Genomic DNA, 13,164 nt, shown 5'->3' on the forward strand with positions numbered 1-13,164 from the left:
ACCTAGGACAGAATGGAGCTTGTAAAAATAATCATTATGAAGATGATTACGAATTCAATGTTGACTTTTTGTCATCGGTAGAGATGATAGCTGTGTGGTGAGTATGAAATATCAAGCAACCACCTATACAATATGAATAGAGGAGAGGAATGCCTTATGAAAACACGTAGTCAAATTACATTTGCAAGTCTGGCTCTTTTAATAGCTGGAAGTTCCCTGTTATACACAACGCCAACCTCAATTGTAAAAGCAGAGCCCACTCAAAATGTATCTAGTTCGTTACAAACAAATACTCAACGAGATCGTACTTCCGTCAAGCAAGCAATGCGGGATACATTGCAACTTGGATACCCGGGGATACTTGCTAAAACTTCCGAGGGTGGAAAAACTTGGGGTTATGCCGCTGGGGTAGCGGATCTGAGCAGCAAGCAACCAATGAAAACAGATTTTCGCTTTCGCATTGGCAGTGTGACGAAGACGTTCATCGCAACGGTTTTACTTCAATTAGCTGGAGAGAACCGCCTGAATCTAGACGACTCCATCGAAAAATGGTTGCCTGGTGTCATTCAAGGAAATGGATATGATGCTAAACAGATTACTATCCGTCAGATGTTGAATCATACAAGTGGTATCGCTGAATACTCAAGGTCAAAAGAAGCTGATTTTACGCATACAAAAAGATTGTATACCGCTGAAGAGCTAGTGAAGATTGGACTTTCGATGCCCCCAGACTTTGCCCCAGGAAAGGGCTGGTCTTATTCAAACACAGGATACGTATTACTGGGTATCCTTATTGAAAAAGTAACCGGAAACAGTTATGCGGAAGAGATTGAAAATCGGATTATTGAACCGCTTGAATTGTCGAATACATTTCTACCTGGGAATTCAAGCGTTATTCCAGGCACTAAGCATGCCCGTGGATATGTCCAACCAGACGGAGCAAGTGAGCTAAAAGACGTTACTTATTTTAATCCAAGTATAGGTAGCTCGGCTGGAGATATGATTTCTACTGCTGACGACTTAAACAAATTCTTTTCTTACTTGCTCGGTGGAAAATTAATGAAAGAACAGCAACTAAAACAAATGCTTACTACAGTTCCTACAGGAAGAGCTGAAATCGGGAGATACGGTCTTGGAATCTATGAAACTAAGCTTCCAAACGGTGTCCCGATATGGGGACACACAGGTGGTATTCCAGGATTTAGTACTTTTGCTGGAGGTATACTTGGAGGTAAGCATACGTTGGCCGTCAGTTTGAACAGTATGGGTAGAGCTAACAGTCCTGATCCTTTTAAAAATATTTTACTTGCTGAATTTGGTAAGTAGGTAAAAAAGGAAAAACGGATAAATTTTGAGGTTTTTGGAACTTTGACGGTAATCCAGCGCTATTAAGCTAATAAAATAAAATCCTCCCTAAAATAAAAAAATACGCTATTCTTTCTGTAGAATCATAGGAAAGGATGGCGTGTTTTCATTTTGAGCAAGATTTTGCTTTTCCAGCCTGAGAGAAATGTGGTGGGAACATATACAGAATGAATTTAAAATATAATGGGGAGGGAATTTATGAATATAATAAAAGATTGTAATTTTTATCTGGTTAAAGTTATCTCAAATGAAGAAATAGGACCCAATCATGAGTCCTATTTCTTCATTTGCAGGTATTGGTGGTTATATACTATGATTCTGTGTCTCTGTATTTATCAATAAACTTTTAGACATAACAGTTCTGCAATGTCCCCTTATCCTTAAAAACCTTCAATTAATCCTTTTTTAATCCCTTTTACGACTGCTCCAACTCTTGAATCTACACCCAGTTTTCTAATAATTGAAGAAATGTGATATTCTACAGTTCTTTTACTGATTGAAAGGTCCGTACTAATCTCATAATTTGTTTTATCTTTTGAGATTAAGAGTAATATTCTTTGTTCAGCAGAAGTTAGTGCTTCAATATTATTTCCCATAATCTGATTCTTAGAAAATAGTATATATCCCATGTGACTTTGACGAATTGCGTTAGCTAGGTCAAATGCTGATCTTTCTTTCGTAATGTATGCACTTGCTCCAGCTTCAAAGGCCGCATTATAATATTCTTCATGATCATATCCTGATAGAATTACAACCTTTACATCCGGAAATTTTGACAATAAATCTTTTGTAAGTTCAATACCATTATACTGCTTCATCCTGATGTCTGTAACAATTACATCAGGACGGGTATCTTCCACAGTTTTAATTAATATGGAAGGGTCGTGAACGGTATTAATCACCTCAATATCTTCCTCAGATTCTAGTAGTCTTTGGATGCCTAGCATAACCAACAAATGGTCATCCACTAGTAGTGTATGTATACTCATTATTTTCCTCCCAATTTACTGGTATGGTAAATGTGACTAATGTTCCATGTTCTTTTTCAGAAGATATTCTCAAATTTCCGTTCAACTCGGAAATTTGACGCTGGATGGTCATTAGACCAAGGTGGTTGCTTGTACTAAATTCAGAAAAACTGTTCGGAACACAAAAGCCTATGCCGTCATCTTCTACAGTACAAACATAGCAGCCTCTTTCTTCTATGATATGTATTTGAACATTATTCCCCTTGGAGTGCTTAATAGCATTATTCAGTAGCTCTTTTATAATACGATAAATCTGTATTTCGAGATTTTTCGAGAGAATTTTTAATTTGCAATTAAATTGTATATGAATGAGAATGCGATAATTTAATTCGAACTCGCGTTTTAGTGTGTGTAAACTTGCTTCTAAACCTAAATCTTCTACGATAATAGGGTGAAGATTATGACACATTTTTCTAATGCTATAGATAATATCTTCAAGTTGCTCATCCATTGAATTTAATATGTCTATAGAAAAGTTTCTTTTGGTCTGAAGCATTCTTATTTCGTTTAATTGCAAAATAAGAATTTGAAGAATTTCATCATGTAAGAAAATCGAAAGCCTTTTCCTTTCATTCTCTAGAGATTGAATAATCTGATAGTTAAATTGTTTCCAGTTTTGAGCTTTTACCTTTGCTTTTCGAATTTCTTTTTTATTACTATTGAGGGTATTAACACTTAATAGTAAATTTGCCGAGTTTATTACAACCTCTTCAAGTTCATTAATTTCTTGAGGTTTAAATAATGTATAATCATTTTTTTCACCAATAATAATAGCTCCCTGCATGCCTTGGTAAATGAGTATTGGAAAACAAATTAAGTGGTATTTTTCAAACTGAATATGAATAGGAGTAGTACCTTCCTTTAGTAAGTAATTCTGTTCAAGTTGATTCAATTGGTTAAACAGCTCAAATTTATCCATATCCTGAAAAATACCTGTCTAATATAATGAATGATAAATACTATTTGAGTTCCATATTACGGAAACGCCGTTAATGTTAAACATCTGGTTAATAAGCTGTCCGACTAATTTTGCAAGCTCTTTAGCATGTTTTTCCTTCGAGAGTGTTTGAAAAAGCTCAATCTTATGTAAACCTGATTGTGCATCCTTTTTTATGTTTAAATACCTAAATAATGAGAGAATAAGTTTATATATATATACAGAGAGTACAACAGATAATACACTTAAGCTGCATAGTATAAATATTTCTTTTTGTGACAAATCTATGAATTGCTCAACCGAAAAATTTAAAAATAAGAAATTGAGCAAGTAAAAGAGTAAGTTTGTTAGCCATTTAGAAATTCTAATCTCAAATTCGATAACTTCTTGCTTTATTAATAAATAAGAAATAGTTAAAGGAAATATAATAATACTAGGTAAACAATATGTAAATGGAATTTTAGATTCCCCAAAAAGTAGACCGGGAATCAGATTAAGTAGAACAATCGGTAAAAAACTAAGAATAATACCAAAAATCAGAATATATAATTGACTTTTCACCTTAAGGTTATTTTCTCGTAAATGTAATGAAACAAGAAAAACACAGATGCTAATACTCAGAAATAGGTTAGTAATTAGTAAAACTTTAAATAAAAAGCTAAAATTATTGTTAGACATATATCCAAAACAACAAAAAATTATATAAATAATTGTCAATCCTGTTGAAATTACAAATGATACAAGGTTGAATGTTTTTACATATTTTGGTTTGGTAGATACAGGGAAATTAGAGAAAAAACTTATTAAGAGATAAGAAAGTATAAAAATACTACTCACCTCTATAGCTTTAAAAATATTTATATCATAGCTAGATAATAAGGATGTTAAAATAGCTATCCCAAAGACTGATGTTAGAGAAAAGAATTTTTTTGCTACAATAGATTGTCTTTTTTTTTAAAAGCTAATTAATCCTATAGTAAAAAAAATAAGACTAATAACGCTGATCATATAAAAATGACTAATTAATAAAGAGTTAACGCTTTCTTTAAAATTACTAGAGTGAAAATAGTAATTATTTATTAAAAGTATTAATAAATATAAAATGCTTAAAGGTATACAGAACCAAATATTACGCATAGGAGTGACCTCTGCCCATAACCATCATTTGAAAATAAGTCATTTCGTCTTTAGAAAGAACAAAATGCATTTCTAAGAGTGCAAATGCTTTTCTATAATATAGTTGAGATAGGATACGACAATAGTGAAGTGCTCCAGATTGTTCTATGTAATCCCGGACTAATGCCCGAACTTCAGGTGACGAAGATATTTGTTCATCCGTTAAATTTTCAAAAAAATTATCCTGTGTTTTGCAACTATATTCATAAGCTTTTAAAAAAGGAAGATAAGCCTTTAAGTCCTGAAGGTCATTTTTATTATCTGTCATGGCATCATTAGCATCATTTCTTAGCTGACCAGCTATCCCTATATAAGATGTAATTTCTTTTAAAATTCTATTTTCAGGATTAATAGTTCGAAAGATAATTTCTGTGAGTAGACCGGATTTCTTTTCAATAAGTTTCATATATTCTTCTTCACTTAAAATTATTTTTTTATCTATTGAAAAACAAAATTGGATATCTTTCCATTCTCCACAACACGAATGTATCAATTGTTGGAGAAGATCTCGTGTTGCAGTATCTTTTGTCTTATAAGTTAAGTATATCAGTCCTTGCATAAGTAAATATTGAGAAACTAACAAAAAACGAGGATATTCGTTTTTAAAATATAATGGATCTAATACGTCTCCATCACACAAATCATCTATTATATCCGCTGATAAAAAGATAAATTCAACCCCCATTGCCTTATCTAATTCTCTTTTTGTTATTGGTTGTCGTTTGGTCAAAAAAGAAAGAGCTAGATATAGCTCTCCCCACGAGAAGCCAGAATATTCAGGATTTAAAACCTTTCCTTTATGAGAAAGACATTTCTGAATAAGTAGAAGTATTTCAGATTCATCACTTTGATTACGGTAGGAGATATGGTAATCAATATGATTGATTAAACAATCTTTAAACCCACTGATTTCCACCATCAATTTTCACCCGGAAATCCTTTGCATACTCATCTAATACAATTCGCTCTTCAACTGATAGTGTCTCCAATGAAGGACATAATTCATAAGTTTCAAAGGTAAGTTTGTTTTTTTTTCATCTCCATTAAAAATTCCCATATTGCTTTATTCATAAAAATAACCCTCTTTCCAAATATTCTGTATTTTAGTTCTATATAAAAAAATACAATAAAAATGGGATATTTTCAATATAGTCCTTAAATTTTTAATACTTAATTTACATATATTTTTTTTATTATGCGTGAATTTACAATATAAACTTGCGGAATATACGGATTCTACTAGGATATTTATCTGATAAATTAGACACATAAGACATAACGTCTTAATAAAAATTTTAGGGGGAAAAGAAAATGATTAACGAAAAAAACCTTTTTGATTTGGATGTTCAAGTAACAACAGCTTCAGGTGATGTAGATCCACAAATTACAAGTATTTCAGCTTGTACGCCTGGTTGTGGAAACACAGGTTCATTCAATAGCTTCTGTTGCTAATTGAATGCCAAAAAAGAGGGAACACAGATGTGTCCCTCTTTTTCTCCTATTATAATATTTGATTAGAACAGAAGGGAAGATTCCAAATGATTACAGAAAAAAGGAAGACTATTCATACATCAAATAAAACCGCATGTAATAATATATTTGAACCTCTACCATTTTTTATGATTAGATCCCCGTTTTTACCATTTAACGCACTATATCAAATTAAGGATCAAGAATTATTGATTGAAAAATTAAGGGAATATGCAGAAATGGATTACATTAAGGAAGCCATTGCCATTGCAAGTCCTTCATTGCTTGAATCTCTTAAATATATACATGGTGATTTAAGTAATAGGAAAACACAACAAGTAATATCTTCTGTATTACGATATATGTTAAGAATGACAACACGCCCAACACCTTTTGGAGCTTTTTCCGGGGTAGCATCCGGAGAGTTTAAAGAAAAATCTTTACTTGAAATGAGCCATTTTGAACAATTTAAGAAAAGAACTCGGCCTGATATGGAATGGTTATTGGGAGTGGTTTCATCACTTGAAAAAAATCCTTGTATTCTCCAATTTTTAATGGTTAGTAAAAATCATGCTACTTATCGTGTCGGAAACCGCCTATATTTACCTTTTTCAACTGAATGTGGACAACTTCGTAAGAAAGATATGGAGAAAAAAGAAAATATTTCAATTACATATAGTGAAGTTGTTAAGAAAGTTTTAGATTTAGCTGAAACACATATTACAGTGAAAGAGCTTCTCCAAAAGTTGAATAATGACTATCCAGGCACAGATATAAAGGTAATGGAAAACTTTATTCTCCAGTTGGTAGAGCAAGAATACCTTATAACTGAGCTAAGACCGCCACTTACATATGACTCCCCATTTGATTATGTGATTGACAAGTTAAAAGTAAGAGTTGGTGAAGATCAAATATGGGAAGATTTACTGAAGGTAAAAGATTTAATACTTGTTTATGACCAATTACAGCTTGGAAAGGGGCTTTCTATATACAACGATCTTATCCTATTAATGAAGGGGATTTATGAAGTTTCAACGCCTCTTCAAGTAGATTTCGCTTTAAATATGCATGATTTAGCTATAGGAAAAAACGTAGCAACTGATGTTAGTAAAGCAGCTCAAGTGTTATGGAGCATAGCCGATAGCGGAGTTGGATTTCCTCATCTCCAAAAATATCATATTGAATTTTTAGAAAAATACGGAACAACTAGGGAAGTTCCATTGGTAGAACTTTTAAGTGAGGAATTAGGGCTTGGAGCACCCGCGACATATAAAAATCCAAAAGGAAATAGGGATGGAGAAAATTTTACGCCGCCTTTAGATGAAGAACGTAATGTCCAATTATCATATATGCTTATTGAAGCTATTCATAATCAGCAAAAAGAAATTGAAATTACTGATGAAATAATTAGCAGAATTGGAATAGAAAAAGATACTCGATACGCTCCAGATTCATTTGAAGTATATGGAGAATTGTATGCTACTTCGCAAGAGGAATTAGACAATGGAAAGTATAATTTATGCCTAAGCCCAAATCCAGGATCTCACGCAGCAGGAAGCACATTTGGTCGATTTTTAGATATCTTAGATCCAAATGTTAGACGTGAAATTCAGCAACAAGAAGCGGAGATTGACCATCAATTTAATAATGATATCGTTATGGTAGAGGGAAGTTTTCTTCCGGCAACTGGCCGTTCAGCGAATGTGGCAATTGGAAAAACTACAAGAGAAGTAACTGTAACTCTTGGAACAAATGGAGATGAAGATACTTTGCAAATTCCAATTGATGATATTGTCGTTGGAGCATCATTAGAAAACTTTTATCTGAAATCTAAAAAATTTGGGAAAAGAATTAAAGTGGTAGCTGGTAATGTACTAAATTACCAAAGTGGCCCTAATATTTATCGCTTTATGAGAGAAGTTTCCCTAAATGATTTAGACCACTGGAGAACATTCAATTGGGGTAATATGACATCTTCACCTTATTATCCAAGGATTCGTTACAAAAATATCATTCTGTCTCCTGCAATTTGGAAGTTAAATAGAGAAACTATTGGTATGAAAAATAAACCTAAAAGTGATGATGAATTTTTAATCCTATTTGAAAAATGGAGAGTGAAATGGGCTGTTCCACGCTATGTATTTATGACGTATAGTGACAATAGGATTTTAATTGATCTTGAAAATATTCTTCATCTTCGAGAATTAAAGAATGAACTTTTTAAGCAGGGTAGATTACAGTTGAGAGAATCATTACATGACATCAATAAAAATTGCCTTAGCAGCCCGCTGGGTAGTCATGCAATGGAAGTTGTATTTCCGTTGAAAAAAATGAACGATGTCGCTAAAAGGAAGAGTTTAGGAGCTGTTGAAGACGGAAAAAAAGAGATGGTTAGTGAGAAAATGATTTATCGTTTGCCCGGAAGTGAATGGCTATATGTTAAGCTCTATGTTCCACAAGCAAGAGAGAATGAATTTATTTCAAAATATATGACATCATTTGCTAATAATATTGTACAAAATGGTTTGGCTCAATCATGGTTCTTCATGCGATATCGTGATCCAGATGCTCATATTCGTTTGCGATTTTATGGAGATCCCAAGAAGTTGAATGCATCTGTTCTTACTCATTTAAGGGATTGGGCAAATAATTTAATGAACTCTGGATTTATTCATAAAATGACGATTGATACGTATGAACGAGAAATAGAGCGATATGGTGGTCCGTATCTGATAGAATTGGCCGAGAATTTCTTCCATTACGATAGTAGGTCAGTAACAATGCTTCTTAATGTGATCGGACAACAAGCTGAACTGCCAGTACATGCACTGGCATCCTTAAACATAATTGAGATTATGGAGAATTTTGGTTTAACTTATGAACAACAATTGGAAACTATTGAAAGAAATACAGATAAATATGAATTCATGGATGAATTTAGACCAATGAGAAAATTATTAAATAACATTGGAAATCCTGAAGGTGATTGGAATAATTTACGTAATTACAATTCATCAATTGGACTAGAGATTTATAAAAGTCTATTAGTTCGGAGAGAATCATTAAAAGAATATTTTTCCAGTATTCAACAATATAAAAATGAAGACAAGCTCTGGAATAAACAACAAACAATTATGGGAGCAATTATTCATATGCATTGTAATCGACTATTGGGAGCTAATCGGGAACTAGAAAAAAAAGCACTTGCCTTTACGCGGCATATCTTATCAAGCCAGCGATATTGGAGGAATCAGAATGAAACAGATACTCAATCACACACCTGAAGATGAGAAACTATCATTTTCAAATATTTTAAAGTCTTTTCATTATTGGCCTGGTTTATTTAAACTTTTATGGGAAACGCACAGAGGATATTTCTTCTGTGTGCTTACCTTAAATTTTGTAAATGGATTATTACCTGCAGCATTGATTTTGACAATCCAATACCTTGTTAATACAGTACAAAACATCTACCAGAATGGGTACAAGGATGATTATTTTACTCATGTTTTACCGTTTTTTATAGCCTTTGCACTAGTTACAATTTTAACGGGTGTTACAGGATCAGTTTTGGAAACATATAAACAGCTTTACCGAAATCTTCTTTCTAATAAAATCAATGTAAAATTAATAGAAAAAGCAAAAAGATTACCTTATTCCAGTTTCGAGAACCCAGAAATTTACAACAAACTTCAAAGGGCGCGCCAAGATTCCACATATAAACCATTTGCTATTTTTGAAGAACTTATGGGGATTATAAAAAGTGGAATAACTGTGATTTCTATTTCCGGTATCTTAATGATTTGGAACTGGCAGTTTACCCTAATTTTAATTCTATTACCACTAATCTCTTCCTGGTCAATCATGAAAATTGGAAAAGAAATTTTTTTAATTAGTCATAAGCGTGCCGAAGAAACAAGAAAACAATTTTACTACTACTATTTGCTAACGACAGACATCACAGTAAAAGAAGTGAAATTATTTGGATTGGGCAATTTACTTCTAAAAAATTATTCAAATATGTTCAATCGATTTTATCTGCAAGATAGACGTCTGCTTTTAAAAAAGATGAGGATTGACCTGTTTTTTCAATTAATCAGCGTGGCTTTTGTAATGTTTGTGCAGTTTATGGTGGTTATGGATGCTGTAACAGGGATTATTGCTATTGGAAGTCTTATCGCTTATTTTCAAGCTGTAAATACTACACAAAAAACATCTAATGAATTAATGTATATGATTTTTAATATGCACCAAAACAATCTTTATATGACTCAACTATTCTCATTTTTGGACGTTCCTGAAGAAAGGGATGTTTCAAATAATGGAGACAATACTTATTTAGATAGCATCTCTTTTGAGGAAAAAGGTATTCGATTTATAAATGTCTCTTTTAAGTATCCTGGTCAAAAAGAGTATACATTAAAAAAAGTGAATTTTCACATAAAACCAGGTGAAACATTGGCTCTTGTCGGATCTAATGGTTCGGGTAAATCTACGATTGTAAAGTTAATTACAAAACTTTATACGGACTTTGAAGGGATTATTCTATTAGATGGAAAACCCATTCATCAATACAGTACAAACGAATGGCAGGATAAGATTAGTGCTATTTTCCAAGACTTTGTTAGATATGAACTAGATGTTAAAGATAATATTGGCTATGGTGACTATAAAAAAGCCGATCAAGTAATGGCTATACAAGCTGCTGCTAAAAAATCTGGAGCATTAAAGATGATTAATAGTTTGCCTAACCAAATGGATACACAACTTGGGAAAACTTTTGCGAACGGAATTCAGTTATCTGGAGGGCAATGGCAAAGAATCGCCATTTCAAGAGCATACATGAGGGATGCGAGCCTATATATTCTAGATGAACCTACTGCCGCATTAGATCCAGAAGCAGAAGAAGAGGTTTTTAGAGATTTTAAAGAAATTACAAAGAATTGTATGGGGCTCTTTATATCCCATCGGTATTCAACTGTAAGGCATGCTACAAAAATTATGGTCCTCGATAAAGGTAGAGTCGTGGAACTAGGTACTCATAATGAACTATTAAAGATAAAAGGAATATACGCAAGACTATTTGAGTTACAAGCTAAAAATTTTATAGATTATTCCAAAATTCAAGTGAATGTTTAATTAGAGAGGAGAAAAATATGCAATTAACTACAGAAAAAAAGTCATTTTGGTTACAGGGAATTAGTATTGAAAAAAGAAATAAAGCATTAAAGTTAGTTCGTGATATAGCAGAGCAATTAAAGGATCCGATGTATGTAGAAAAAATTGTTATGGAGCCTGATAATATACCAAATGGAGGAACACTTCATCCATGGGACCCCATTACTTTATCCCATGGTTATCCAGGTACTATAATGTTATTTGCAGAATTAGATCGACAGTTTCCAAAAGAGGGATGGGATCTTATTGCACATAGTCACTTGGTAGAAATACAAAAGGCAATAGAAAAACAAGGTGTGAATAGTATTTCTATGTTTGGCGGTGTTTCTGGTATTGCGTATGCGACATCGTATGCTTCGCGTAACTATGAAAGATATCATATATTTTTACAAAAGTTAAATGAATTTGTACTTTCGCAGTTACATCTTGTATTGAACTACGGGAAAGAAGAATGTGGTGTTCATCCATTTATGTACGATACAATCCAAGGTGCTACTGGAGTAGGGCGTTATTTACTGCAAAATATTCAACTTGAATCAAATTTGGAAGCACTCAAACAAATTCTCAATTGTTTTATTAATATGTCTAATGACATTGAGGTGAATGGAGAAGTTCTACCTGGTTGGTACGTACCGTACACCAATCAGTTTTTGGAAACAGATAAGATACTATTTCCGGATGGGAATTTCAATTGCGGCCATGCTCATGGAATGCCTGGCCCACTTTCCTTGATGGCGTTGGCTATCGAACAAGGAATTGAAGTTCCTGGACAAAAGCAAGCGATTCGTAAAATGATAGATTGGCTAATAAAATGGCAAGATGAAGGTTCGTGGCCTGCGAGGCTTAGTTTTAAAGAAGTGGTCAATGACCAATCATACCACGTGTATCCGAAGCGAAAAGGCTGGTGCTATGGAAATCCAGGAGTAGCAAGAGCTCTCTATCTGGCTGGGAGATCCTTGAAGGATCAGAAGGCCATGAAAATTGCATTAAGTTCTTATCAAGATACACTTTTGCAAAGTGAGGAAGAATGGGATTTATCTTCTCCAACATTTTGTCATGGAAGAGCGGGATTATTACAAATGTCTATTAGGATGGCAAAAGATGAAGATGGGGAAATATCGATGCAATCCATTACAAAATTAATAGATTATGTAATGGATGCATATGATCCTCAAGCACCATTTGGCTTTAAAGACTTACAATCCAATGAGCAGACTTCAAACGAGCTAAACAAGGTAGGACTATTGGAAGGTGTAAGTGGTGTACTTTTAACATTATTAAGTCTAAGCGCAGTAGAGGAACCATGGTGGGACGGAGTATTTCTAATTTCCTAATCAAGAATTGAGAGGATGTTACAGTATGAACCAAATGAATCAATTGCTTAATTCTAAGAAAATATTAGTAGGAGTAAGCGGCTCTATTGCAGTAGCTGGAATTTTTCAATATTTAGCTATATTGAAAGCGAATTTTAGTGAAGTAAAGGTTATCATGACAAAAAGTGCAATAAAACTTATCCCTGCAGAAACCGTGAAATTATATTGTAATGAGGTATTTATCGATGAGGAACTTACCCTAAGTGGTAAACCAGGTCATGTGGAATTGGCTAGATGGGCAGACTTACTAATGGTATTACCAGCTACAGGAAATACTATTTCAAAAGTAGCTCATGGTTTAGCTGATGATTTATTAAGTACAGTCATTCTTGCTCATGATAAACCAGTTCTCTTTTTTCCTAATATGAACAAATTAATGTGGGAGAAAAAAGTAGTTCAGAATAATGTTAAACTTTTAAAAGAATATGATCATATAGTGATTCCGCCTTTGAAAACAACAGCTTTTGAAATTGCGACTATGTCTTTGAAACCGAACTATGTTTTACCTAATAATCAAGAAGTATTGCATATACTCTTTAAGGAATTTGAGAAAAGAAAGTCAGTAACTGTACATGAAACGGTTGAAATGCACTAAAACTCACATTTTTGTGAGTTTTTTTCTTTTCTTTATTCTTTT

The 13,164-nt window shown here is 33.2% G+C and carries 8 protein-coding genes and 1 pseudogene; 6 read left to right on the forward strand and 3 right to left on the reverse strand.

All coding sequences use genetic code 11. The annotated features are described in order from the left end of the window. The first annotated feature begins 156 nt into the window (after nt 1-156). The gene (locus B5P40_RS21790) at nt 157-1,326 is read left to right on the forward strand and encodes a serine hydrolase domain-containing protein (RefSeq protein WP_002167990.1); all 1,170 of its coding nucleotides are present in this window, start codon (nt 157-159) and stop codon (nt 1,324-1,326) included. Nucleotides 1,327-1,745: 419 nt separating this feature from the next. Here B5P40_RS21790 and B5P40_RS21795 read toward each other — a convergent pair whose 3' ends face one another. From B5P40_RS21795 to B5P40_RS21805, 3 genes and pseudogenes are all read right to left on the reverse strand, one after another. Then, nucleotides 1,746-2,354 (reverse strand): response regulator transcription factor, encoded by a 609-nt coding sequence (locus tag B5P40_RS21795; protein WP_002128205.1) that lies wholly within the window; start codon nt 2,352-2,354, stop codon nt 1,746-1,748. Beyond that, nucleotides 2,326-4,467 (reverse strand): annotated as a pseudogene (locus tag B5P40_RS34100) (sensor histidine kinase). Before B5P40_RS34100 ends, B5P40_RS21795 begins: the two are co-directional and overlap by 29 nt. Beyond that, complete coding sequence (locus B5P40_RS21805) at nt 4,460-5,428, reverse strand: polyprenyl synthetase family protein (protein WP_002128202.1); 969 nt, start codon at nt 5,426-5,428, stop codon at nt 4,460-4,462. The pseudogene B5P40_RS34100 and the gene B5P40_RS21805 overlap by 8 nt, the downstream one beginning before the upstream one ends. 389 nt (nt 5,429-5,817) lie before the next feature. Between B5P40_RS21805 and B5P40_RS21810 the strand changes: the two genes are divergently transcribed. The 5 genes from B5P40_RS21810 (at nt 5,818) to B5P40_RS21830 (ending at nt 13,122) form a co-directional block, all read left to right on the forward strand. Further along, nucleotides 5,818-5,958 (forward strand): gallidermin/nisin family lantibiotic, encoded by a 141-nt coding sequence (locus B5P40_RS21810; RefSeq protein ID WP_000606628.1) that lies wholly within the window; start codon nt 5,818-5,820, stop codon nt 5,956-5,958. A gap of 86 nt (nt 5,959-6,044) precedes the next feature. Further along, a complete protein-coding gene (locus B5P40_RS21815; RefSeq protein ID WP_113709860.1) occupies nt 6,045-9,260 on the forward strand; it encodes a lantibiotic dehydratase in 3,216 nt (1,071 codons plus the stop codon). Beyond that, nucleotides 9,232-11,115, forward strand: a complete 1,884-nt coding sequence (locus B5P40_RS21820) for an ABC transporter ATP-binding protein (protein ID WP_002128199.1) — start codon at nt 9,232-9,234, stop codon at nt 11,113-11,115. Before B5P40_RS21815 ends, B5P40_RS21820 begins: the two co-directional genes overlap by 29 nt. 17 nt (nt 11,116-11,132) lie before the next feature. After that, nucleotides 11,133-12,488, forward strand: coding sequence for a lanthionine synthetase C family protein (locus B5P40_RS21825; protein ID WP_002167992.1), 1,356 nt, complete (start codon nt 11,133-11,135; stop codon nt 12,486-12,488). A gap of 25 nt (nt 12,489-12,513) precedes the next feature. Continuing rightward, entirely contained in the window at nt 12,514-13,122 is a 609-nt protein-coding gene (locus B5P40_RS21830; protein ID WP_002128197.1) for a flavoprotein, read from the forward strand. Nucleotides 13,123-13,164: the final 42 nt, after the last annotated feature.

It is taken from the genome of Bacillus sp. SRB_8 (assembly GCF_003264205.1).
GTDB lineage: Bacteria > Bacillota > Bacilli > Bacillales > Bacillaceae_G > Bacillus_A > Bacillus_A mycoides.